The sequence below is a fragment of the Arthrobacter sp. P1_A5 genome, assembly GCF_056406825.1.
Map to the genome: position 1 here is coordinate 1 of NZ_JBFTZL010000017.1, position 22,381 is coordinate 22,381.

At 68.5% G+C, this 22,381-nt stretch carries 24 protein-coding genes and 1 tRNA gene; 6 read left to right on the top strand and 19 right to left on the bottom strand.

Annotated elements, in window-relative coordinates:
- The 6 genes from AC1D1S_RS05430 to AC1D1S_RS05455 form a co-directional block, all read right to left on the bottom strand.
- A partial coding sequence (locus tag AC1D1S_RS05430) for an ABC transporter permease (protein ID WP_476993916.1) occupies positions 1-667 on the bottom strand: 667 nt, incomplete at its 3' end.
- Positions 664-1,404: an ABC transporter permease gene (locus AC1D1S_RS05435; RefSeq protein ID WP_476943785.1), complete on the bottom strand. Its 741-nt coding sequence runs from the start codon at positions 1,402-1,404 to the stop codon at positions 664-666. The genes AC1D1S_RS05430 and AC1D1S_RS05435, both read right to left, overlap by 4 nt.
- Positions 1,404-2,507 (bottom strand): ABC transporter ATP-binding protein, encoded by a 1,104-nt coding sequence (locus tag AC1D1S_RS05440; RefSeq protein WP_476945791.1) that lies wholly within the window; start codon positions 2,505-2,507, stop codon positions 1,404-1,406. The genes AC1D1S_RS05435 and AC1D1S_RS05440 overlap by 1 nt, the downstream gene beginning before the upstream one ends.
- Positions 2,508-2,733: 226 nt before the next feature.
- A complete protein-coding gene (gene rsgA / locus AC1D1S_RS05445; protein WP_476993917.1) occupies positions 2,734-3,912 on the bottom strand; it encodes a ribosome small subunit-dependent GTPase A in 1,179 nt (392 codons plus the stop codon).
- A 324-nt stretch (positions 3,913-4,236) separates the two neighbouring features.
- Positions 4,237-4,692 carry an NUDIX hydrolase gene (locus tag AC1D1S_RS05450; RefSeq protein WP_028275721.1) on the bottom strand — a complete coding sequence of 152 codons (456 nt, stop codon included), beginning with the start codon at positions 4,690-4,692 and terminating at the stop codon, positions 4,237-4,239.
- Positions 4,693-4,726: 34 nt separating this feature from the next.
- Positions 4,727-5,680, bottom strand: a complete 954-nt coding sequence (locus AC1D1S_RS05455) for an N-acetylglucosamine kinase (protein ID WP_476993918.1) — start codon at positions 5,678-5,680, stop codon at positions 4,727-4,729.
- A gap of 36 nt (positions 5,681-5,716) precedes the next feature.
- Here AC1D1S_RS05455 and AC1D1S_RS05460 point away from each other — a divergent pair, with 36 nt between their 5' ends.
- Positions 5,717-6,766 (top strand): nitronate monooxygenase, encoded by a 1,050-nt coding sequence (locus AC1D1S_RS05460; RefSeq protein ID WP_476993919.1) that lies wholly within the window; start codon positions 5,717-5,719, stop codon positions 6,764-6,766.
- Positions 6,767-6,942: 176 nt separating this feature from the next.
- Here AC1D1S_RS05460 and AC1D1S_RS05465 read toward each other — a convergent pair whose 3' ends face one another.
- Entirely contained in the window at positions 6,943-7,965 is a 1,023-nt protein-coding gene (locus AC1D1S_RS05465; protein WP_243180990.1) for a LysR family transcriptional regulator, read from the bottom strand.
- A gap of 90 nt (positions 7,966-8,055) precedes the next feature.
- On the opposite strand from AC1D1S_RS05465, the gene AC1D1S_RS05470 reads away from it, so the two are divergent.
- A complete protein-coding gene (locus AC1D1S_RS05470) occupies positions 8,056-9,390 on the top strand; it encodes an MFS transporter (protein WP_476993920.1) in 1,335 nt (444 codons plus the stop codon).
- A 16-nt stretch (positions 9,391-9,406) separates the two neighbouring features.
- Here the strand turns inward: AC1D1S_RS05470 and AC1D1S_RS05475 are convergent, their stop codons facing one another.
- Entirely contained in the window at positions 9,407-10,570 is a 1,164-nt protein-coding gene (locus AC1D1S_RS05475; RefSeq protein WP_476993921.1) for a trans-sulfuration enzyme family protein, read from the bottom strand.
- 133 nt (positions 10,571-10,703) lie between these two features.
- Between AC1D1S_RS05475 and AC1D1S_RS05480 the strand changes: the two genes are divergently transcribed.
- On the top strand, positions 10,704-11,201 hold the full coding sequence (locus AC1D1S_RS05480) for an Lrp/AsnC family transcriptional regulator (protein WP_018773770.1): 498 nt from the start codon (positions 10,704-10,706) through the stop codon (positions 11,199-11,201).
- 33 nt (positions 11,202-11,234) lie between these two features.
- On the opposite strand, the gene AC1D1S_RS05485 is transcribed toward AC1D1S_RS05480, so the two are convergent.
- A complete protein-coding gene (locus AC1D1S_RS05485; protein WP_079550251.1) occupies positions 11,235-12,473 on the bottom strand; it encodes an MFS transporter in 1,239 nt (412 codons plus the stop codon).
- A gap of 176 nt (positions 12,474-12,649) precedes the next feature.
- Here AC1D1S_RS05485 and AC1D1S_RS05490 point away from each other — a divergent pair, with 176 nt between their 5' ends.
- Together AC1D1S_RS05490 and corA are read left to right on the top strand one after the other, a co-directional pair.
- On the top strand, positions 12,650-13,189 hold the full coding sequence (locus tag AC1D1S_RS05490) for an Lrp/AsnC family transcriptional regulator (protein ID WP_243180996.1): 540 nt from the start codon (positions 12,650-12,652) through the stop codon (positions 13,187-13,189).
- 7 nt (positions 13,190-13,196) lie between these two features.
- Complete coding sequence (gene corA / locus AC1D1S_RS05495; protein WP_028275725.1) at positions 13,197-14,192, top strand: magnesium/cobalt transporter CorA; 996 nt, start codon at positions 13,197-13,199, stop codon at positions 14,190-14,192.
- Here the strand turns inward: corA and AC1D1S_RS05500 are convergent.
- From AC1D1S_RS05500 to AC1D1S_RS05520, 5 genes are all read right to left on the bottom strand, one after another.
- Positions 14,189-14,512: a hypothetical protein gene (locus tag AC1D1S_RS05500; RefSeq protein WP_028275726.1), complete on the bottom strand. Its 324-nt coding sequence runs from the start codon at positions 14,510-14,512 to the stop codon at positions 14,189-14,191. The genes corA and AC1D1S_RS05500 overlap by 4 nt on opposite strands.
- On the bottom strand, positions 14,509-15,408 hold the full coding sequence (locus AC1D1S_RS05505) for a hypothetical protein (RefSeq protein WP_476993922.1): 900 nt from the start codon (positions 15,406-15,408) through the stop codon (positions 14,509-14,511). Before AC1D1S_RS05505 ends, AC1D1S_RS05500 begins: the two co-directional genes overlap by 4 nt.
- A gap of 166 nt (positions 15,409-15,574) precedes the next feature.
- Positions 15,575-17,167 carry an ABC-F family ATP-binding cassette domain-containing protein gene (locus tag AC1D1S_RS05510; protein ID WP_476993923.1) on the bottom strand — a complete coding sequence of 531 codons (1,593 nt, stop codon included), beginning with the start codon at positions 17,165-17,167 and terminating at the stop codon, positions 15,575-15,577.
- Positions 17,164-17,634, bottom strand: a complete 471-nt coding sequence (locus tag AC1D1S_RS05515) for a GatB/YqeY domain-containing protein (RefSeq protein WP_028275729.1) — start codon at positions 17,632-17,634, stop codon at positions 17,164-17,166. The genes AC1D1S_RS05510 and AC1D1S_RS05515 overlap by 4 nt, the downstream gene beginning before the upstream one ends.
- A gap of 25 nt (positions 17,635-17,659) precedes the next feature.
- Positions 17,660-18,028, bottom strand: a complete 369-nt coding sequence (locus AC1D1S_RS05520) for a hypothetical protein (RefSeq protein ID WP_476993924.1) — start codon at positions 18,026-18,028, stop codon at positions 17,660-17,662.
- A 252-nt stretch (positions 18,029-18,280) separates the two neighbouring features.
- On the opposite strand from AC1D1S_RS05520, the gene AC1D1S_RS05525 reads away from it, so the two are divergent.
- Positions 18,281-18,796, top strand: coding sequence for a hypothetical protein (locus AC1D1S_RS05525; RefSeq protein WP_243181008.1), 516 nt, complete (start codon positions 18,281-18,283; stop codon positions 18,794-18,796).
- Here the strand turns inward: AC1D1S_RS05525 and AC1D1S_RS05530 are convergent.
- The 5 genes from AC1D1S_RS05530 to AC1D1S_RS05550 form a co-directional block, all read right to left on the bottom strand.
- Positions 18,793-19,422, bottom strand: coding sequence for an N-acetyltransferase family protein (locus AC1D1S_RS05530; RefSeq protein ID WP_476993925.1), 630 nt, complete (start codon positions 19,420-19,422; stop codon positions 18,793-18,795). The genes AC1D1S_RS05525 and AC1D1S_RS05530 overlap by 4 nt on opposite strands.
- 150 nt (positions 19,423-19,572) lie before the next feature.
- Positions 19,573-19,645: transfer RNA gene (locus AC1D1S_RS05535), tRNA-Ala, on the bottom strand.
- A gap of 46 nt (positions 19,646-19,691) precedes the next feature.
- Positions 19,692-20,504 (bottom strand): SDR family oxidoreductase, encoded by an 813-nt coding sequence (locus AC1D1S_RS05540; protein ID WP_476993926.1) that lies wholly within the window; start codon positions 20,502-20,504, stop codon positions 19,692-19,694.
- Positions 20,505-20,613: 109 nt separating this feature from the next.
- Positions 20,614-21,612: a hypothetical protein gene (locus AC1D1S_RS05545; protein ID WP_476993932.1), complete on the bottom strand. Its 999-nt coding sequence runs from the start codon at positions 21,610-21,612 to the stop codon at positions 20,614-20,616.
- Between the two features lie 143 nt (positions 21,613-21,755).
- Positions 21,756-22,376, bottom strand: coding sequence for a GNAT family N-acetyltransferase (locus tag AC1D1S_RS05550; RefSeq protein ID WP_243181017.1), 621 nt, complete (start codon positions 22,374-22,376; stop codon positions 21,756-21,758).
- Positions 22,377-22,381: the final 5 nt, after the last annotated feature.

Here is a 22,381-nt window from a genome sequence, read left to right on the forward strand (position 1 = left end):
GCTTGGATGAGGCGCCCCGTGACAGGAACAGCCTCTGAATAAGGGCAAGGATCAGGTCGACGCTGATGGCAAGGGCGGCGATCAGCAGCGAGCCTCCCAGCATTTGCGGGAAGTCGGAGAGCACGAGCCCGTCGAACAGGTAACGGCCCAGGCCGCCCAGGTTGATGTAGGCGACCACGGAAACGGTGGCGATCACCTGGAGCACCCCGGTCCGGAACCCGCCGTACATCACCGGCAGCGCGTTCGGGAATTCCGCCCGGAACAGGACCTGCCACTCGGTCATGCCCATGGCGCGGGCGGCATCCACCACGTTGCGGTCGACGCTGGAGATTCCGGCATAGGTGCCGGCGAGCAGCGGCGGCACGGTCAGGATCACGAGCGCCCAGATCGGCGGCATCAGCCCGATACCGGCGAGCAGGACGAACAGCGTGAGCAAGCCGAGGGTGGGCAGGGCGCGCAGCGCGCCCGCGACTGACACGATCGCAACCCGCCCGCGGCCGGTATGCCCGACGAACAGGCCGATCGGGACGGCGATGGCGATGGCGATCACCATCACCAGGCCCGTGTAGAACAGGTGTTCGGCCAGGCGCACCGGGATTCCGGCGCTGCCGGACCAGTTCTCCGGATCGCTGAGCCAGGCAAAGGTGTCCGTGACGACGTTATTCACGCGTTTCCCCCTCTGGTCTTGGGACGCGAAAACCGCATCGCCGCCGCGGCGGGGCCAGTCTTGTCCGGGCCTGCGCCCGAACCGGTGCCGCCACCCGTGGCCGCCGCGGCCCGGGTCCAGGGCGTCAGCAGCCGTTCAAGCAGCACGAGGACGGCGTCCATCAGCAGCGCCAGGAGAAGGATGGCGATGATGCCCACCACCACTTCGGTGACGAAGTCACGCTGGAGGCCGGAGGTGAAGAGCATTCCGAGGTTGCCGATGCCGAGCAGTGCCGCGACGCTGACCAGCGAGATATTGCTGACCGAGACCACGCGCAGCCCGGCGAACAGCACCGGCAAGGACAGCGGCAGGTCGATCTGCATGAAGCGGGCGAAGGGTTTGAACCCCATGGCGACGGCGGCCTGCCGTAGGTCCTCGTCCACCGAGTCGAAGGCATCCAGCGTGGCGCGCACCAGCAGGGCGATGGCGTAGATGGTCAGGGCCACCACCACGTTGACCGGATCCAGGATCCGGGTCCCGAGGATGGTCGGCAGGATGATGAAAAGCGCCAGCGAGGGGATCGTGTACAGCAGCGAGGACCCGGTGAGCACGACGGATCGGAGCCCGCGGCTCTGCCGGGCGAGCTGGGCCAGCGGAACGGCTATGAGGACCCCGAACACCATCGGCAGGATGGCCAGGATGAGGTGCTGGCCGGCGAGGCTGAAGACTTCCGCTCTGTTGGCCAGGAACCACTCCATCAGAGCCCTCCGTGCCGGACGTTGCGGTCTGACTCGATGACGGCGAGGACTTCGGCGGCTCCGATGACTCCGGCCACCCGGCCGTCGTCGTCCACGGCGACGCCAAGGCCCGAGGGTGAGGACAGGGCCGCGTCCAGTGCCCGGCGGAGCGTGTCCCCCTTCCGGAACAGGGAGCCGCCGGGAACCATCGTCGGGGCCGTTCCCGTGGCGCTGCGGGGCCCGGCCCAGCCCAGGGGCCGGAGAGCTTCATCGACCACCAGCTGCCATTCATCGGAGCTGCCCTCAGCCCTGAGCTGATCGGGCGTGAGAGTGGGGACGGGGTGGATGGTGACACCGTCGGAGGGGCTGAACGCAAGGTGCCGGAAGCCGCGGTCACGGCCCACGAAGGAGGCCACGAACTCGTTCGCCGGGGCCCGCAGGATCTCCGCCGGGGCCGCGTACTGCGCCAGCTTGCCGCCGACGGCGAACACGGCCACTTTGTCGCCCAGGACGGTGGCCTCGTCGATGTCGTGGGTGACGAATACGATCGTCTTGGCCAGGTCATGCTGGAGCCGGAGGAGCTCCTTCTGGAGTTCATCGCGGACCACCGGGTCCACGGCGCTGAAGGGCTCGTCCATGAGCAGCACCGGAGGATCGGCCGCGAGTGCCCGGGCCACGCCTACGCGCTGCTGCTGTCCGCCCGAGAGCTGGGACGGGTACCGCTTGCCGAGCGAAGAGGCCAGCCCGACGACGTCGAGCAGTTCCTGGGCGCGCTTGCGGGCGTCGGCTTTGGACACGCCGTTGAGCCGGGGAACGGTGGCGATGTTGTCCAGCACGGAGCGGTGCGGCATCAACCCGGAGGACTGCATGACGTACCCCATGGACCGCCGCAGCTGCGCGGCAGGGATTGAAGTGACATCGGCCCCGTCCACGGTGATGACGCCGGACGTGGGCTCCACCATGCGGTTGATCATCCGCAGGGACGTGGTCTTACCGCAGCCGGAGGGTCCGACGAAGACAGTGATGGCGCCCTTATCGATGGACATGGTCAGCCCGTCAACGGCGGCCTGACCGCCCTGGTACTGCTTGGTGACGTTCTGGAACTCGATCATGGCTTCGGCCATTTCCGGGCTTACCTAACTGTTGGCGGCAACATTGGTCGGGCCAGCGCACTGTTCGTCAGTGTGCTGGCCATAAAGCAGTTAGCTCATAGACTAACCAGCACCCCGGACTATGTCAGCGGCGCGGGGCTCCCATAAGGCTTCGGAAGCACAACGATTTTGGATGGGTGGCGCGCCGGAAATCCTTCCGGCGCACCACCGCCGCCCTTGGCCCACCCGGCGGTGTGCTTCAGCGGGGCCGCCGCGCACCCTTCGCGCCGCTGTTTTTTCTGCCGTGACCGCCCTTTCCGCCGCCGCCGCCGTGCGCGTTCTCGTGGTTGTCCCGTTCGGCCGACCGCTGGCTCTTGCCCGCTACGGCGATCTTCTGGTGCCATTCGCGCTGGTAGGCGCGCCGCGCGGCCGCGTCGTGGCGGCGCGCCAGGGCGGCGAGTTCGCGTTGCAGCTTCAGGTAGCTGGCCCACCGGCGGTCCTCCAGGACGCCGTCGGCGAGCGCCGCCTGCACGGCACAGCCGGGCTCCCGGCCGTGCGCGCAGTCCGAGAAGCGGCAGTGCTCGAAGAGCTCTTCGAGGTCGCCGAACATCTCCTCCATTCCTCCCTCGGCGTCGAAGACCCCGAAGCCGCGCACCCCCGGCGTGTCCATCAGGACGGCGCCGCCGGGCAGGGGAACGAGCGCGCGGGACGTGGTGGTGTGCCTGCCCTTGCCGTCGCCCGCCCGCACTGCCCCCGTCTCCTGGGCCGGGACGCCGGCGAGGGCATTGATGAGCGTGGATTTTCCGGCGCCAGAGGGCCCCAGCAGCACCAGCGTGCCGCCGGGCGGCAGATGGCCCAGCACTTCGTCGAGGCCATCGCCGTTCTCGGCAGAGGTGGTGACGACGTCGACGCCGGCTGCCTGGCGCACGACCGTCGCCACGACGTCGTCCGCGAGGTCCGCGATGTCCGCCTTCGTGATGATCACGAGCGGTGTGGCACCGGAGTCCCACGCCGCAACCAGGGTCCGTTCGAGCCGGTTGTGCGTGAGCGGACGATCCACCGGAACGACGATCCCGACGACGTCCATGTTGGCGCCAAGGACCTGCGCCTCGGACGAGGCCTCGAAGGCACGCTTGCGGCTCAGCTCCGAGTGGCGGGGCAGGATGCCCACAATGGCGGGCTCCCCCGCCGCGTTCGGACCCAGCCAAACCCAGTCCCCGGTGGCGGGAAGCTCCCCGCCGCGCGGGTAGGGCAGGTGGGCGGTTCCGCCGCCCTCAGCCACCAGGACGAGGTTGCGGTCCACCCGGATGACGCGGCCCGGGCGGTCGCCTCCCGGCACCGGCTGGGCCGTGAACCGCTCGGCGACGCCGGCCGTGTAGCCGTAGAGGACAGGACCTTCGGGGCCAGMCTCATCGGAGGGCCCGGACGTATGAGGCACAGATGGATGAGGTTCGGATGAATTGGTAATGATGGCGCTGCCGGCGCCCCGGGATGCAGGATAAATGGTCAACGAAAACCCTTTGGTGGGGCCCCGTGGTGCGGCGCATTGCAGCTGCGGCGGTTTGGATGCCGTGCGCGGAGACTAGCGCTCGATGGCTAGGCTGCGCCGTGGGACAGGGCAGGAATAATGACATGGCGTGTATCGGTGCGCTGCGCGCTCAGAAATATCGCATTCATTGCTTCCACCTCCCCGTCGATTGCCGGCCTGCTGCGGCCGGCGGTTTCTACAGGATAGCCATGGTGCCCGTGCCTGGCCAGCGGTTTAGCCGGAAAGTTTTCCGTTCAGCGGCCGCTCACGGTACAGACGCAGCCCGGCATCCACGAGCGAGACCCGGTTCAGCTGCGCCACCTCATCCAGCGGAATCCAGGCCGCGTGGGTGGTGCTGCCGTTCACTTCGTGACGCAGTTCCCCGCCCGTGATCGTCGCCTCGTAGACCAGCCGGAGCGACTGGAAGTCCCGCACGCCGCCGTCGAGCCGGACTTCGGACGGCCAGTGCCCGACGTCGATCCCCAGCATGGCGCCGACCTCGGCGTCGTAACCGGTTTCCTCGTGGATCTCGCGGCGGCACCCGTCCACCGGGTGTTCGGCCAGGTCCAGGCCGCCGCCGGGCAGCGTCCAGCCCTCGCGGCCGTCCTGCTTCCAGTACGCCAGGAGGATCCCGGCGTCACGGATGATGACGGCGTAGGCCGCGGGCCGGGTGTCGAATTGCATGCTCATCCCCCCAGCGTAGTGGCCGGCGGATCGCCCCCGACTACTCCTGTTCCGCCACCAGCTGCAGCACCCCGAAGACCGGCTCCTGCACCAGGACCCGGACATCGGTGATCCCCGCGGCGGCCAGGGCCGTGCGGAACGACTCCTGCAGCCCCGGCACGTTCATGCCGAGTCCGCCGCCCAGGATGACGGGGCCCCCGATGCCGAGCTGCCGGACGGTCTGCGCGGCGAGGTCGGCGAGGTCGCGCCCGGCCTGTTCCATGAGGGCCCGGCTTGGCGCATGCCCGGCGTCTGCAGCCTCCACCACGAKCCGCGCCCGCTGGGCCCAGAACCGGCGCCCGGTCTCGGGCGAGTGGAACATGGCGATCAGCTTGTTCGGGTCATCCACGCCGCAGGATGCCAGCAGGGCCGTGCTGAGTTCGTCCGGTTCCAGCCCCTGGTTCATCCGGCGCAGGCTGTGGCGGACGGCCTCCCGGCCCAGCCAGTAGCCGCTGCCTTCGTCGCCGAGCAGGTAGCCCCAGCCACCGGCCCGGACCTCCTCGCCGCGGCCATTCTTGCCCCACGCGGCCGATCCGGTGCCGGCGATGACGGCGACGCCGGTGCTGGCGCCGCCTGCGGCGAGCAGCAGCCGGGAGTCGTGGACCACCGTGATCCGGGCGCCGGGTACGTGCGGGGCAATCAGTGCCGCGAGCGCCGCGGCGTCATCATCGGTGTCGATGCCGCCGGCTCCGGCGTAGACCTGGGCGACGTCTCCCCCGCCGATCCTGGCGAAGAGTTCCGCCAGGTTCAAGGCGGCTTCCTCGGGGCTGAYGTTCTGGACATTGGAGCTGCCCACCGATTCATCGGCCACGGGCGCGCCGCCTTCGAACCTGACGCCCCGGGTTTTGGTGCCGCCGATGTCCAGGCCGATCACGGCACCCGTCGTCGCCGTGGCAGATGGCGTGGTGGAAGATGGAACGGAGTCCGCCGCCGGCGGCGTGTCAGTGTTAGTCACTGGAACAGGTTACTGAATCGCTGCAAGGAGCCCGCAATGCCCCACGATCTTTTCGGCACACCCGTCATCGCGGCGCCCAWGGCCGGAGGCACCTCCACAGCGGCCTTCGTCGAGGCCGTGCACCGCGCCGGCGGGCTCGGCTTCCTCGCGGCAGGCTACAAGAGCGTGGCGGCCATGCAGGCGGAAATCAGCACCCTCCGGGAGTCCGGCGCCCGGTTCGGCATGAATGTATTTGTCCCGGATCCGGCCCAACTGCCGCCCTCCGCGGCGATGCTGGCGGAGCTCGAGGAATACCGGCTTCAGCTGCGCACCGACGCCCGGCGCTACGGCGTGGAGCTTCCGCAGTTGCGGCTCGACGACGACGACGAATGGCAGGGAAAGATCGATGCCCTGCTCTCAGACCCGGTGGAGCTGGTCAGTTTCGCTTTCGGGCTGCCCGGCCCGGACGTCGTTCGGGCCCTGCAGCGGGCGGGATCGGCGGTGCTGGCCACTGTCACCACCGCGGCCGAGGCCGTGCAGGCGGCAGGGCAAGGCGTGGACGCCCTCGTCGTGCAGCACACGAGCGCCGGCGGACACAGCGCGGCGTTCCTCCCGGCCCCGGAGCCGCGACCGGCTTACGCGGCGCGGCCGGGCGGCACAACGGCGCAGCTGCTCGCCGAGGTGCGGTCCGCCGTCGACCTCCCGCTGGTGGCTGCGGGCGGCATCATGGATGCGGCCGGGCTGGACGCCGTGCTGCGTGCCGGGGCCGTCGCAGCCCAGCTCGGCACCGCGTTTCTCCGCACTGACCAAAGCGGCGCCAAGCAGTTGCACAAAGATGCCCTGGCCGATCCGCATTTCATCCGGACCCGGCTGACGCGCGCCTTCACCGGCCGGCAGGCACGGGCCCTGGAGAACGAATTCGTCCGCGACCACGCCGAGGCGCCGGAGGCCTACCCTGCCGTCCACCACCTCACGGCGCCCATCCGGGCCGCGGCCACCGCAGCCGGCGACGCGGAACGCCTGAACCTGTGGGCGGGCACGGGCTGGCAGAAGGCACACGCCGGACCCGTGGCCGCCGTCGTGCACGGGCTGCTCGCCGGCCGCTGACCGCAGCCGACCCCCGTCAGGACCCCGAAGTCGCCGGAAACGTTCCAAACCGCCGTCACCTTACGGCGACCTCGGTGCCAACCGGCGACCTGAGCGCACCAGCCCCGGCACCGGCGACCTGAGCGCACCAGCTCCAGCCCCGGCGCACCTGCCCCGGCGCTCCGGCACCGCCCGGCTCAGCCCGCCGAGCGTTCGCGCACGAAGCCTGCCAGGAGCGCCGGACCGTCGCGGAGCACGAATTCGCGGAACAAGCGCACGGGATCGGACTCGGCATCGGCCACGGCATTCCGCGAAACCGGCTCCCGCCACGCGAGGCCGATCTCGCGGAACGCCAGGTCAGAATCCAGGGGAATCTCCACCCAGCCGGGCCCGCCGTCGTCGGCTTCGGCGCCCCGCGACGGATGGTGGCTGTTTTGTGCAACTCTGCCGGGTGCGGAGCCGCCGGGCGGCAGGATGCTGACGCCGAGCCCGGCCGAGACGAGGCCGCGGACGGTGTGCGAGTCCTGGCTCTCGAAGGCAATGCGCGGACGGAACCCCGCCTCGCGGAACAACGCGTCGGTCAGCGAGCGCATGCCGTAGCCGGACCCCATCGCCACGAAGGGCTCCTGCCGGATCTCGGCAACCTTGGCCCTGCGGCGGCCGGCCAGGGCATGCCGGTGGTGGACCACCAGGCGCAACGGTTCGCGGTACAGCGCGGCCGAACCGATTCGCTTGCTGGGTGTGGCAACGGGTGCCGTGAGCGCCACGTCGGCGGAGCCCGCGGCCAGTTCCGCGAGGCAGCCGTCCCGTGCACCCTGGCTGAGGTCAAAGGCAGTCTGCGGGTGCCTGCTCCGGAACGCACTGATGAGCAGCGGCAGCATTGCCTCGCCGAAGGTGTGCTGGAACGACACGGCGATCCGGCCGCGGACCACCTCCGATTCGTGCCTGACGCTGTCCAGCCCCGTCTGGAATTCGGCCAGGGCGGCCTCGATGTGGGGCATGAGCGCCTTCGCCGCTGGCGTCAACCGCACGCCCCGGCCGTCCCGGATCAGCAGCTCCGTCCCCACGATGGCGCTCGCCCGCGCAATGGCACGGCTCACGGTCGACTGCGGCAGGCCCAGGAGCTCGGCCGTCTCGGTGATGTGCTCCGTCCGCCCCAGTTCCGCCAGCAGCGGCAGCAGGGGCAGCAGCTGCACGAGCTGCCTGTGTTCGACGTCCATGTTTCCCTCCGGCACTGATCCCTATTTGCTATCTATTCTATGGAAATCATGCATTGGAAGCATCCCTCGGGCAGGCTTTAACCTAAAGACATGCCACGCATTTCCGCACCCACCGGCACCAGCCCACGCCCCGCGGCCAAGAACGCGGCCAAGGACGCAGCCAATCCTGCAGCTGATCCTGCAGCTGATCCTGCAGCTAACGCTGCCGCATGGGCGGGCCATCCGAAAGGCTCCACGGCCTACCGCCGGATCCTCGCCGGGCTTGCCTTTGCCGGCGTCGCAACCTTCGCGCAGCTTTACTCCACCCAGGCGGTGCTCCCGCTGCTGGCGGCGGATCTTCGCGTCTCGGCCGCCGAGGCCGCGCTGACCATCTCCCTGGCTACGGTGGGGCTGGCCTTGACGGTGCTCCCGTGGTCCTTCCTGGCCGACCGGATCGGCCGCGTCCGGGCAATGATGTGGGGCATCTCCGCGGCCACCGCCCTGGGCCTGCTGGTCCCCCTGGCCCCCAGCTTCCCAGTACTGCTGTGCCTGCGGATGCTGGAGGGAATGGCCCTCGGCGGCATCCCGGCGATCGCGATCGCGTATCTCAACGAGGAAGTCAACAAGGCCCACGCCGCCGTCGCCGCCGGGAGCTATGTCGCCGGGACCACCCTGGGCGGCCTGGCCGGCCGGCTGGTCGCCGGGCCCGCGGGCGAACTGTGGGGCTGGCGGGCCGCGGCCCTGGCGGTCTCCGTTCTGGCCACCGGAGCGGCAGTCCTGTTCCTGGTTCTGGTGCCCCGGGCCAAGGGCTTCACCGCCGCGGCCGCGGGCGGCTTCCGCGGGGCCCTTCGCACGCTGGCCGGCCATGGCCGCAATCCCCGGCTCCTGGCCCTGTACGTCCAGGCATTCCTGCTCATGGGCGGTTTCGTGGCCGTCTACAACTACCTCGGATTCCGGCTCTCAGGGGAACCGTTCAGCCTGCCCGCCACCGCGATCAGCCTGATCTTCCTGGCCTACCTCTCCGGAACCGTCTCGGCGCGCTGGGCAGCGGGCCTGACGTCGCGGTTCGGCCGGCGCACCGTCCTGATCRCCGGCACCGCACTGATGGCAGGCGGCCTGGCCCTGACGCTCACGGAACAGCTGGCCGCGATCCTGGCGGGATTGCTGCTGTTCACGGGCGGCTTCTTCGCGGCACACAGCATCGGCTCCGGCTGGACCGGACTGATCGCCACGACGGGCCGGGCGCAGGCCGCCTCGCTGTACAACCTGGCCTATTACCTCGGCTCCAGCGTGCTTGGCTGGGCCGGCGGCCTGGTCTTCCAACGGTTCGGCTGGACAGCCCTTGCGCTGACTGTCATCGGACTGGCCGGCGCGACGGCGGCAATCACCGCCGTCGCGCATCCCGCGCCGGCGCCCGCAACCGGCAGGGTCACGGCATCGGGCTAGGCACCGGACCCCCGGGCTACCGCGTAGCCTCGATCGCCTGCAGGAGGTCGGCGACGATGTCGGCCGGGTCCTCCAGCCCCACCGAGATCCGCAGCAGGTTCGCGTGTGGCTTGGCCGCGGCTTCGACCGGCCGGTGGGTCAGGCCCGCCGGGTGCTGGATGAGGGTATCGATCCCGCCGAGGGACACAGCGTGGGTGATCATGCCGACGGCGGCCGGGATCCGCTCGGCGTGCTCGGCGCTGGCGAGCTCGAAGGCCATGAGCGATCCCGGCCCGGACATCTGTGTGCCCACGAGGCCCTGCGGGTCGCATTCGGCCAGTCCCGGGTAGTAAACCCGCCTCACGAGCCCGTGCCCTGCCAGCGCAACAGCGACTTTTTCGGCGCCGGCCTGCTGGGCGCGGACCCGGACCGGGAGCGTTGCCAGCCCGCGGTGCAGCAGGTACGCCGGCCACGGGGTCAGGATCCCGCCGGTCACGGCCCGGATCTGGCGCAGGCGCACCGCCCATTCAGAGCCTGCGGCCACCACGCCGCCCATGGCGTCCCCGTGGCCGCCCAAGAACTTCGTGGCGCTGTGCAGCACCATGGCCGCGCCGTGCTTGAAGGGTTGCTGCAGTACCGGGCTGGCGAACGTGTTGTCCACCAGGAGCGGCACACCGTCGGCGGCGGCTGCCACGCGGGCGATGTCCACCAGCTCGAGGGTCGGGTTGGCCGGCGTCTCGAGGATCACCAGGCCGGTGTCCGGCCGGAGTGCGGCGCCGACGCCCTCCCGCGTCGTGAAGGTGACCTCGTTGCCTAGGACGCCGGAGGCCAAGAGGTAGTCGCTGCCGCCGTACAGCGGACGCACGGCGACAACGTGCTTCTTGCCCGCGGCCACAACCGCGAGGAGCACCGCGCTCAGCGCCGCCATTCCGGTGGCAAAGGCGACAGACTCGGGCGTGCCTTCCAGGACAGCGACGCCTTCTTCGAAGCGAGCCACCGTGGGGTTCCACAGCCGCTGGTAGACCGTGCTTTGCCCCTCCACATGTGAGCCGCCGGTGGCCATGTGCTCGTAGGCAAGGCCTCCGTCGTGCACGGACGGCAGGGGCGCCGTCGTGGACAGATCGATGGGCACCGCGTGGACGCCCAGTTCCGTGAGCCCGCTCCGGCCTGCGTGGACCGCCAATGAATCTTGAGAAAGCACCCTAGCTCCTTACGAATATTCACCATTGAATTCCGCAAGTATCTGGCAATAATTCGCGCTTTTGTAGGGGTTCTGAATGGAACTGTCGGATAACGCCGTTTATGATGAACGGAGAACACTACTAGGAGGATCCGTGAGCAGCACTGCGAAGAATGTTCGGCCGGGAGCCAGCGAACCGCTGGACGCGATCGACGAGCGCCTGCTCGCTGCCCTGGTCGCGGACGCCCGCATCTCGAACAAACAGCTGGCAGAGCTCGTGGGGATCGCGCCGTCGACCGCGCTGATGCGCACCCGCGCGCTGTCCGAGCGCGGCATCATCGAGGGCTTCGAGGCCAATCTGAGCCTGTCCGCGATCGGGCGTTCGGTCCAGGCCCTCATTGCGGTACGGCTCCGGGCCCATGACCGCGAGCAGATCGACCGTTTCACTGCCCGGGTGCCCAAACTGCCGGCAGTGCTCTCGACGTTCCACACGTCCGGGTCAGTGGACTACCTGCTGCATATCGCCGTCGCCACCACCGAGGACCTCCGGGACTGGGTTCTGGACAACCTGGCCACCGACCCCGTGGTGGGCCACACCGAAACCACGCTGGTCTTCGACCACATCCAGGGCAACCACGGCCCGCTGCCCTAACGGGCCCGGCCGACGCAGTTAGACCCAGCGCAGTTAGACCCGGCGCAGGGCGCTTCGCAGCGTTACGGCCGCCAGCGTCAGTGCGGCGGCGGCGCACACCGTGACGAAACCGGCGACCGCGCTCTGCAGCCCGACGATCCCGGCTGCAAGCCCCAACCCGATCACCGGGAAGGCGCTGCCAAGGTACGTGATCACATAGACGGTGCTGATGATCTGGGCGTGCCGGGCGGCCTCCACCCTGCCGGCAACGTCGTTGAACACGGTCCGGAAGGCCACGCCCTGCCCCACGCCGGCAGTGATGCTGGCCAGAATCAGCAGCCACGGGCTGCTCCAGGCGGCGGCCGCGGCGATCAGCAGGACGGAGACGCCCAGGACGGCCAGGCCGGCGGACACGGCAAACCGTCCCCGGATGGCCAGCAGCTGGCTCAGGGCTGAGGACCCCAGCGTCAGCCCAGCCAGCAGGCCGATCAGCGGCCGCGAATCGGCGTGGACAATCTGGGCGAAATAGCCGGGGGCCAGCGAGAGGCAGAAGCCAAAAACGGTGAAGCTCAGAAAGCCCACGGACGACGCCAGCCAGAAGGCGCCGCGCGCGTCGCTGGAAACCGAAGGCCGCCGCGGTGCCAGGACCCGCAGGGTCTGGGGACCGGCGTGCAGGCTGATGGCGGGCCGCGCCTTGAGCAGGTACAGGGGCACCAGCACGGCGGCGAGGACGATGGAGTGCAGGTAGTACGGCGTCGACGTCGGGCCCGGCAGGAGGGACAGCATCCCGCCGATTGCGGGGCCGGCCGCCACCCCGCCGGCGGAGGCCAGGAGCGTGAACCGTGAGGCCCACTCCGGCCGGCTGGGCAGCAGCTCGCGCAGGGCAGCCGAGCTGGCCCCGGTGGCGAGCGCGACGGCGACGCCCTGCAGGGCGCGCCCGGCGGAGAGCGCCACGAGGTTGCCCGCGGTGGCGAAGACAAAGCCGCCGGCCAGGCCCACCAGCACTGCCAGCACGAGGGCGGCGCGGCGGCCGATGTGGTCGGACCAGTGGCCAGCGAGGACGAGGGTGGCCACGAGCGCCAGGACGTAGGCCGAGAACGCCACCGTGACATCGAGCGCCGTGATTCCGAGTTTTGCCTGCAACAGCGGGTACAGCGGCGTCGCAAGATTTGCGCCGACGAGCAGCGTGAAGATCACAACCCCGGCCATCACGAGCCGTGCGGTGGTGGAGGCGTCCCAGCCCCAGCGGTCAGCTGTGGCCGGGCGCATGCGGAGTTCGCTAAAGACTGTCATGGCCGTGCCCTTGCAAAGTGCAGGCCGGGCTTTCCCTGTTGTGGGGGAACCGCCCGGCCCGGTTGAAAGTTTGGTATGTACAGAATGCAATACCAGTGATCTGCATGGCCAAAATTTGTGTCAAAATTGAGCAAAACAGTCATTCTCTGGCTGTCCAAGTGAACCGGAGTGATGATTTGAACAGTCTGGACCCCACCGACCTGAAGATCCTGCTGGAGCTGATCCGGGATCCGCGGATCCAGATCGGCGAGCTCAGTGACGCCCTGGGCATCGCCCGGAACACTGCCCAGTCGCGCGTGCGGCGTATGCTGCGCTCCGGTGTGCTGCACGACGGCGGCCGTGAAATCGATCTGGAGGCGGTGGGGTACGACGTCGTCGCGTTCGTGACGATCGAGGTCAACCACCGGGAACTCGACGGCGTCGTGGGGGCTTTGCGGCTGATCGCCCAGGTCCTGGAAGTCCACGAGATCTCCGGTCGCGGCGACGTCTGGTGCCGGGTGGTGGCGACGGATACGCACAATCTCCAGGCGGCCCTCCGGTCGATCCTTCGGGTCAAGGGGGTCATCCGCACCGAGACCGTCCTGGCGCTGCACACCCATATCCCGTACCGGACCGAACCGCTGATCAGCCGGCTCGCCCAAGGCAGCGCGCTGGCTCCCGGCCGGTCCGCGTCGCGGCGGGCCGGGTCCGCCGAATTCCAGGTGGACAAAGGATAATGTCCCGGTGACTATCATCGACAACGCCGTCTACGTTGACGGTATCCGCAGCGCCGAGCCGCGGAACCTCGAGCAGACTTTCGAGACCCTGACCGAGCACGGGGGCATGGCCTGGATCGGCCTGTACCGGCCGACCACTGAGGAAATGGCGGCCGTGGCGGCCGAATTCAACCTGCACGGGCTGGCGGTGGAGGACGCGATCTCCGCCCATCAGCGCCCCAAACTGGAACGCTACGACGACAACCTGTTCACTGTGCTCCGGCCCGCCCGGTACCTGGACGAGACCGAAACCGTGGAGTTCGGCGAGCTCCACGTCTTCACGGGGCGCAACTTCGTGGTCACCGTCCGGCACGCCGAGACGAAAGTCGTGGGCCAGGTCCGGCGCCGGATGGAGGGCCGGCCCGATCTGCTGCGCCACGGGCCCGAGGCCGTCCTGTACGCACTCATGGACCAGGTGGTGGATGACTACGGTCCCGTGGTGGCCGGGCTGGAAAACGACATCGACGAGATCGAGGACCAGCTCTTCAGCGGCGACCCCCTGGTGTCCCGGAGGATCTACGAGCTCGCCCGGGAAGTCATCCATTTCCAGCGCGCCATCCACCCGCTCCCGGCTATGATGCAACAGCTCCGCCGGGGCTTCGAGAAGTACCGGGTGGACATTGAACTGCAGCACAGCCTGCGCGACGTCGAGGACCACGTGGAGCGGCTGATTTCCCGCGCCGATTCGTTCCGTGACCTGCTGCAGAATGCGCTCACCCTGGACGGAACCCTGACCGCCAACCGCCAGAACGAGGCCAGCGCGGAACAAAACGAACAGGTCAAGAAGATCTCGTCGTGGGCCGCGATCTTCTTCGCTCCGACATTTGTGGCCGGACTGTATGGCATGAACTTCGACAACATGCCGGAACTGCACTGGACGCTTGGCTACCCGATGGCAATCGCGCTCATGGCCGGCACGGCGGCGCTGATGTACGCCATCTTCAAGAAGAAGGGCTGGCTCTAGCCGGAGGCGCGGCGGTGCCGGACCTGGACCATGAGCCGTCGGAACGCCAGGACGAAGACGACCTCGATGAGCACCATCAGCCCGAGCAGCAGCCACTTCCCGCTGCCGATGAAAACGATGGCCCCGGTGAGGACCAGAATGCTCCCCAGCGCCAGGGAGTAGACGGCAAATCCGAGGGCTACCCTGGCGCTGCGGACGCCGGTGCGGAAGCCGAAGCCCTGCGGTTCCCCACCGGGGTACCCCGCAACCCGGTCCGGACCGGCGGGCTGGAGCTTGTCGAACTCCTCCCACGGGTCGCGGTCCTGCTGCTGATTGGTCATGTTTCCATTATCCCGCGGACCCGAAGCGCCGCACCTCTGAGACCGAACCGTTGGACACTTTCGCGCTGAAACATTTTCGTGCCGAAGCATTTTCGTGCCGTCACGACGACGGGGCCCGGACCAGTGGTCCGGGCCCCGTCATTGCATGCCTTTTGGGCTACTTGCTGTGGCCGTGCCCGCCCGAGTCGCCGCGCTTGCTGGTTCTTGGCGGCGTGATCGCTTTCAAGACCGGCCGGCGCGGCACGGTGTTCGGCGGCCTTGGCCTGGCTGGCCGCGCGGTGCTCGGCGGCGTTGGCCTGGCCGGCCGCACGGTGTTCAGCGGCGTTCTGGTGTGCCCATCCGCTGTTGCCGTTCGAAGCGTGGGACGCGTCGGCTTCCGGCGCGTCGGCCGAATCCTTCGCATCGTCTTCGGCGGGTGCCGGGGCCGGAGCAGCGGGGGCCGGGGCTGCGGGGGCCGGGGCCGCAGGCTCCTGCGCGTCCGCGACGTCTTCCGCGCCCTGGTCGTCCGCGCCCTGGTCGTCCGCGCCCTGGTCGTCCGCGCCCTGGTCGTCCGCGTTCTGGTCGTCCGCGTCAGACTCTGCGCCCTGATCGTCCGCCTCCTGGTCATCCGACTCAGCCGGATCGGCCGGTTCAGACGATTCAGACGATTCGTGATCGGCGGCTTCCTCGTCGGCGGCTTCCTGGTCGCCCACTACCGGAGTCTCCGAACCGGCCGGCTCGGCCGGGTCAGAGGTTTCGGTGCCCGTCGCCGTCATGGTTGACGTCGGGTCAGCCGGGAGATTGGTGGTCGCGGTGGCCGCCGCTGCGCCGGCGCCGCCAGTGACGACGACGGAGGCCACTACTACTGCCTTGCCTGTGGTGCCCAGAGCACTGAGCCAGGCGATGATTCCTGCCACGGGAGATTTTTTTCAAAGCGGATATGAGACCGCTGCCGTCCCCCCGGTCGGCAGCCAGCGCCACAGTACCGCTCGAAAACGACGAATTGTCGGCCCTTTAGCCGCTCATGCCACATCCTGAGCCAATGCTGAGCAAACACTGAGGCTCGGGGCAATCACCACGCCCTTAGGCCGCGCGTACGTCGACCTCGCCGGGTTCTGCGCCGTCGGTGCCGAAGACCAGCTGACGGGTGGCGATCTTCTCGGTGAAGAAGCGGTCGTGGCTGACCACGACGACCGCGCCGGGGAAGTGGAGCAGTGCCCGCTCCATCACCTGGGTGCTGGACATGTCCAGGTGGTTGGTGGGCTCGTCCAAGAGCAGCACCGAGGCCCCGGACAGCAGGCACTGGGCCATGGCGACGCGGGCTTTCTGTCCGCCGGAGAGGTTCCCGATCTTCTGTTTGAGGTCGGCCTCGGAGAACTGGAACATGGCGAGGAACCTGTTGACGGACTTCTTCGTGGCGCTGAAGGCCAGGCTGTCCGGCAGCGCGTTGACCGCGTGCGAAAYGGTGTCGGCGTCGTCGAGCTCTTCCAGCATTTTGTTGTAGGAAACAAAACCCGGCCCCTTCGCCCAGACCACTTCACCGGAATCCGCCGGTTCCTCCCCGGTCAGCACTTTCAGCAGCGTGGACTTGCCGCTGCCGTTGGAGCCCAGGACCACAATCCTGTTGCCGCGGCGGATCTCAAAGCTCAGGTCTTCGAACAAGACCTTGTCGCCATAGGACTTGCCCAGTCCTTCGACCCGGCAGAGGACATCCTTCACGTGCAGGCCGCCGTAGATCTCGGTGACGATCTGGTCCACGGGACGTGGTGTCCGCGCTTTCTTGATCTTGGCCAGCTGGTTCCCCAACCCGCGGCTGGCGGCCTTGGCGGCCTCCCGGCGGTCGGCAATGCCCTCCGCTTCAAAAGCCAGGAGCTCGGACTCATGGACGAACTGCGCCTCGAGCGTCTTGAGCCGGAACTGCTTCTGGACCACGTACTCGGCGAAGTTTCCGGGGTACTCGTGCAGGTGGAAGTTTTCCACCTCGATGATCCGGGTGACCACCGCATCGAGGAACTTCCTGTCGTGCGAGACGATGATCGCGGCGCCGCGGTAGTCGCGGAACCAGTTTTCGAGCCATTCGACACCGGCCACGTCGAGGTAGTTGGTGGGTTCATCCAGCAGCAGGACGTCCGGGCCCTCCAACAGGATCTTGGCCAGGGCGGCGCGGTTGCGCCACCCGCCGGAGAGTTCGTCAATCGCGCACGTGCGGTGGGCGTCGCTGAACCCCAGCGTGGTCAGGACTGTGTCGATGCGCCGCTGGTAATCCCATCCGTCGAGGCGGTCCATGGCCTCGAACAGCTCGGCCTGGCGCCGGATCAGCCGGTCCAGCTCCGCCTCGGCGGGGTCAGCCGCAATGGCGGCGTCGATGGCTGCCAGCTCGGCCTCGGCAGCCTTGATTTCGACAAACAGTCCGTCAAGGACCGCAAGGATGGTTGCCTCGCCGTCGAGCTCGGAAAACTGGGAGAAGTACCCCACCCTGGTTCCCTGATCCACGGTGACCGTTCCCGTATCCGGGGAGACCTGGTCCAGGACGAGCTTGAGGATGGAGGTCTTCCCGGAGCCGTTCTTGCCGATCAGGCCCACCCGGTCCCCGGGCTCCAGACGGAAGTACGCCTCGCGGAGGATCTGTGTGTTGTCGAAGCGGACGCTGACGTCGTGCAGCCGGACCAGGCTCACTGCTGCGCGAGACGGTTGCGGACGATTTCGCTGACGGTCTTGCCGTCAAAACGCCCGGCCACCGTGGCGGTGACGGGCTTCATCACTGCCCCCAACTGACGCATGGACAGCTCGACGCCGTCGGCCTTGAGCGCCGCGATGGCCTCGTCCACGATCGTCTCGACTTCCGCTGCGGTCAGTGGCTTGGGCAGGTAGGCCTCGATCACCTCGGCCTCGGCGATCTCGGCCGCGGCGCGCTCGGCTTCGCCGGCCTCGGTGTAGATGCGGGCCGTGTCGCGGCGTTTGGCGGCTTCCTTTTGCAGGAGTGCGGTCACCTGTGCGTCGTCCAGCACGATTGGCGTCTTGCCCGATTTCTCCCGGGTTTCGATCTCGCCCAGGACGTTGCGCACAGTGGTCAGGGCAACCTTGTTGCGGTCCTTCATGTGGCTCACGACGTCGGCGTGCAGGCGTTCTTTCAGGGTGGTCATAGTTCTCCTCGTGTTGTTAACAAGGCTAGCGGCAGAACCCGTTGGCCCCGATCGCCGAGATGATCCGCTGGGCGTCGTCGTCCGGGAGGGCGGGGACGTCCCCGCTGAACTCCGTCTTTGCGGCAGCGATGAGTTGGTCCGCGGTCGATTGCCCCAGCAGTCGGCCGCACAGGCGGCGGGCCTTGTCGATTGCCTGGCGGTTTGGCAGGCGGGGGTTGATCTTGGCCAGCGCGGCCAGCAGGGCTTCCTGCTGGGCAGGGTCAGGCTTGGGCAGCGACGCCGGCAGGCCCGCCGCAGGGGTCCCGGCGGACGGTTCGGGGCTCGGGGAGGCGGAACAGGCCGCGGTCAGCAGAACAGACAGCAGGGCCAGGGCGATCGGGGTGGTGTTCTTCATCGGTGGTGGCCTTGTCTGCGCTGGATGTCTATCTTGGATGCCTGCGCTGGATTCGGCTGCTTTGCCGCTGGATTGCACGATGGTCTTGCCGCGCGGATTGCTGCGCCGGCGCGGCCACGGCGCCGTTCACGCAGGTTCACACCATCTCATGAAATCACCGGCGTTCCGTACGGTGACCGGTCGGGAGCGCCGAACCACGCCGCGCCCGCCACGCCGCCTGCCACTGTCCGGGCCGCGGCTTAGGCTGGTCGCATGCCGTCAACACCAGCTCCGTCTCCGGTTCCGGTTGAAGTCCTCCTCCACACCGGGCCGGCCGAGTGGTGGCAGATCGTTGCCGCGCTTGCCCCTGTTGCTGTACTTGTAGCGGCAGCCGTGGGAGCGTTCATGGCCTGGCGGACTCTGCGCCAGAAGGCCGTCGCCGACGACCGGGCCGAGTGGTGGAAACGGACCCAATGGGCGCTGGACCGTGCCCTGGACGAGGACGGGGACAGCAAAGCCCTGGGGCTGGCAGCGCTGGATGTGCTCGCCCGCAGCGAGTTGGCCCGCAACGAGGAGCTTGAACTTCTGGACATCGCGTGGGAGTCCGTGAGCGGGGCCAGGGAAAGCACAGGCAACGGGCAGCACATCACTGCGCAGGTTACCGGCCCGGCGGCCCTCTCGCATCACCGGGTTCGGGTCGCCGCCGCCAGGCTGCGGGTCAGACTGGACGACCGGCTCGGCCGCACAACCCCTCCCGGCACCGCGGCCCTGGCCAAGGAAGCGCTCTAGCCGCGCCTGGCGCTGCCCTCGAGTGGCAGCACCAGCATGACGGCCGCGCAGACGCACCCGGCGCCGCAGAGGGGGCAGAGGTAGCCGGCTGCCTGCTGGTCGTCCGCCCAGAAGGTGGGGATCGTGGCCACCTGCGCAAAACCGGCCCGCTCCAGCATCCCCAGGGAAGAGTGCTGGGGATYGGCCGAGACCCAGGACGCGGACACGGCATCGTGGCAGCCGCGGGCCTTCAGGAAGTCCAGGCTGGCGGCGAGCATGATCGAGCCGATGCCCGTCCCCCTGGCTGCGGGCGCGACGACGATGGACTTCAACTCCCCAACCCGGCGGCCGTCCAGGCCGGCGTCGACCCCGGTGATGCGCAGGCGGTCCTGCAGTACGGCGTGGGACGCACGGTCCAGGACGTGGGCGGTCGCCGCGCCCAGGAGCCCGCCGTCCCGGCCGCGGGCAMGGATAAGGACTCCCCCGCCATCGGCTGTGAGTTGCGCCAGAGCTGATGGCTGAGTGAAACCGGAGCCGAGGGATTCGTTGAGGAGCGCTGCCGCTTCGCTGGCCACGGCGGGTCCCGGTGCGCCGACGTGCAGGATGACGTTCGACGCCGCCCGGGTGCCCATCGTTGCGGCTCCCATGTTTGCTCCTCATCGGCGGCCATCAGTCGGCGGGCATTAGTACGCACCATCGCATCGCCCCGGAACCGGGCAGGGACGCCGAGGGCGGCCAGCAATGTCATTTCACGCACTCATTCGCGCACTCAAAGGTTCAAAAACCCTTGAAATCTGTGGAGCTAAGGAGATTCGAACTCCTGACCTCTTCGATGCGAACGAAGCGCTCTACCAACTGAGCTATAGCCCCGAAGCAACGCCGGTCCTGACGGAACGGCGTTGCCGGTGTCCCTAGGCTACAAACTATCTGCGCTGTTTTCCAGCCAGCCCCGGAAAGTCTCGGTGCCGTGTCGCGCCTCCGGCACCAGGTTCAACCCCTCGCGCAGGTAGCGGCCCATCGCGCCGGGCAGTGGGAAGCGCACGAGTTGACCCTTTGCGCGGGTGGCCCGCTGCCACTCCCGGGCAAAGTCGACCATGTCTTTGGATTCCGGGCCGCCGAGGTTCAGTACCCTGTGCCGCGGGCCCGAGGCTGGAACGGGCGCCGGTTCAACGGCGGTCTCCAGCAGCACCGCGGCTGCGTCGGCCGGCGATACCGGCTGAAACCTGGCACCTCTGACCACGGGGATGATCCGCAGCTTCGAGCCTGCGCCGAACATCATCGCGAGCAATGAGTGGAACTGGGTGGCCCGGACCACCACGGTCTCGAGTCCGGACAGCTCGTAGGCGTGTTCTTTGGCAGCCTTCGACCGGTAGAAGGAGGAGTTGCTGCGATCGCAGTTCACGATGGACAGCATGACGGCCCTGGCCGTTCCCGCGTCCTGTGCAGCGGCCAGAAGCCGCGCACCGCCGTCGGCGAAGTTCTTGCACGCCTTCCCGGCGCGTCCTTCCAGGCAATCGATCACGACGTCGGCGCCGGCCAGGGCCGCCGATATCCCCTCTCCCGTCGTGACGTCCGCGCGGAAGTATTCCGCGCCCCGGATGTTGCCGGCGGCGCCGGCCCCTGGCGGGTTGCGGCTGAGGACGGCCACGGCGTGCCCGGCGTCGACGGCCAAGCGCACCACTTCTTGGCCCACTTGCCCGGTTCCACCGGCAACGCAGATCCTTGTCATGACCCGAGGCTACCGCAGCGAAGCCCGCCCGCGACGCTGCGGGGAAGTTAAAAACCCCGGGCCGCCATCGCTGGCTGCCCGGGGGTAATCTCCGGAAGGACGGGTCGGATCAGGCGCGGCGCCGCTGGAGGACGTCATCCAGGTTGCTCAAGGCGCTCTGCGCCTTGCTGAGCTGCTTCGACTCAGAATCGTCGGCAATTTGCGGATCGGACGCTGCCGGTCGCGCCGAGGCCTGTTTGAGAGACGGTTTCCCTACGGCCTTCGGCGCCTCGGGAAGGTCGAGGGGCATTGGGGCTGCACGTTCGGCCTTCGGGGCTTCGACGTAGGTGGGCTTGGGAACCTCGACGGGCTCCCAGCTGGTGCCCTCCGGTACTGCACCCGCGTCGGCTGCCATGGCCGCCGAGGCATCCCCAGAGGCGACGGCTTCAGCGAGGGCGGCCTGGCGGAGTTCCAGTGCGGTCAGCGGCTTCGGCGCGGGCTCGGGCGTGTCGCGGCCCGCTTCGGCGTCGAAGAGCGGGCTTTCCGGCCGGGCAGCGGGACGTCCGTCGGGAAGGGAAGGGGTCTGTTCGGGCGCCGACGGCCGTGCAGGGGTGCGTTCCGGGCTGCCCATGGCTGCACGGAATGCAGCGTTCATCTTCCGCCGGCGATCGCGGACGGCAAGACGGCGAAGCAGCGCCACTGCGGCGAAGGCGCCCAGTAGGGCGGTCACCGGCAGCCAGCCTGAACCGATGCCGAAAAGTCGAAGGGCTCCGGACACCACTGCCGTGAGAAGAGCCATGAGCCCGGCTACCGCCAGCACCAACCGCCCCCATCGAATCCGGAACGCCGGGGAGCCCGCCGCAGCAATCGGGCTCACCCGAGGGGTTGCCGCTTTGCCCGCCCCAGGCCCAGGTGTGCCGCCGGCCGGGTCTGCGCGCTGTGTGCTGATCATGGGTTTCTCCTGCTGCGCCGCCATTTTCATAACCTTCCCCGCATGTGGATCTGCTGGTTCCATGTCAATGACATCCGCCAGGAATTCGCCTGCAGGCTGCAGCTGGTGGCGTCCGTTCCGGAGAACGTAAGGCGCCACCCACACGATCCAGAGCGCAACAGCAATGACAAGGATCACAGAGCTGCTAAGAGGGAAGTCCACACTCAAAACCGTATGAGGTATATGGGGTGCTGCCCCGCATTGTCAGGGGTGTGTCGCGCGCGCACCGGCGACTGGCCGGCGTCGGGGCGTCGTGGCTGGTCAGGCGGCTCTCACGGGCCTCAGGACCGGCGGGTTCTCAGCCACCGCGCGAGGAGGCCTTCAGGCACTTCCTCAGCCGTGAGCGCGAAGGTCCGGTGGTCTGCCCATTCACCGTTGATGTGCAGGAACCGGGGCCGGAATCCCTCGTCACGAAACCCAAGTTTCTCCACCACGCGCAGGCTCGGGGCGTTCTCCGGCCTGATGTTGATCTCCATGCGGTGCAGTCCAAGGGTGCCGAAGCAATAGTCGGTCGCCATGGCCACGGCGGTCGGGGCGATCCCCCGGCCGGCCCTTTCCTTGTCGACCCAATAGCCAAGCGTCGCCATCATGGCCGATCCCCAGACGATCGAGGACACCGTCAGCTGCCCCACGATCACCGGCGCCTGATGGCCTGGTGTCCACTCCGTGATTACGAACGGCAGGGCCGTGGCCTGCGCGGCCTGGGCCTTGAGCGAGCGCACCATCTGCCGGTAGTCCGGCAGGCCGCCGCCGGGGACCGGGTTCGATGCCTCCCAGGGGGCCAGCCACTCGCAGTTGCGGGACCTGAGCGCTGTCCACTCCTTGCGGTCCCGGTACCGGATCGGGCGCAACACGATGTCGCCGCTCTCCAAGGTCACCGGCCAGGTGAAGCTGCCCCCCACGGGAG

What these genes read in the sequence shown, in the direction of transcription:
- AC1D1S_RS05465 (WP_243180990.1), bottom strand. Translation starts at nt 7,965, where the DNA reads ATGGACGTCGAACACAGGCAGCTCGTGCAGCTGCTGCCCCTGCTGCCG.
- AC1D1S_RS05435 (WP_476943785.1), bottom strand. Translation starts at nt 1,404, where the DNA reads ATGGAGTGGTTCCTGGCCAACAGAGCGGAAGTCTTCAGCCTCGCCGGC.
- AC1D1S_RS05525 (WP_243181008.1), top strand. Translation starts at nt 18,281, where the DNA reads ATGCCGTCAACACCAGCTCCGTCTCCGGTTCCGGTTGAAGTCCTCCTC.
- AC1D1S_RS05450 (WP_028275721.1), bottom strand. Translation starts at nt 4,692, where the DNA reads ATGAGCATGCAATTCGACACCCGGCCCGCGGCCTACGCCGTCATCATC.
- AC1D1S_RS05500 (WP_028275726.1), bottom strand. Translation starts at nt 14,512, where the DNA reads ATGACCAATCAGCAGCAGGACCGCGACCCGTGGGAGGAGTTCGACAAG.
- AC1D1S_RS05485 (WP_079550251.1), bottom strand. Translation starts at nt 12,473, where the DNA reads ATGACAGTCTTTAGCGAACTCCGCATGCGCCCGGCCACAGCTGACCGC.
- AC1D1S_RS05520 (WP_476993924.1), bottom strand. Translation starts at nt 18,028, where the DNA reads ATGAAGAACACCACCCCGATCGCCCTGGCCCTGCTGTCTGTTCTGCTG.
- AC1D1S_RS05440 (WP_476945791.1), bottom strand. Translation starts at nt 2,507, where the DNA reads ATGGCCGAAGCCATGATCGAGTTCCAGAACGTCACCAAGCAGTACCAG.
- AC1D1S_RS05515 (WP_028275729.1), bottom strand. Translation starts at nt 17,634, where the DNA reads ATGACCACCCTGAAAGAACGCCTGCACGCCGACGTCGTGAGCCACATG.
- AC1D1S_RS05540 (WP_476993926.1), bottom strand. Translation starts at nt 20,504, where the DNA reads ATGACAAGGATCTGCGTTGCCGGTGGAACCGGGCAAGTGGGCCAAGAA.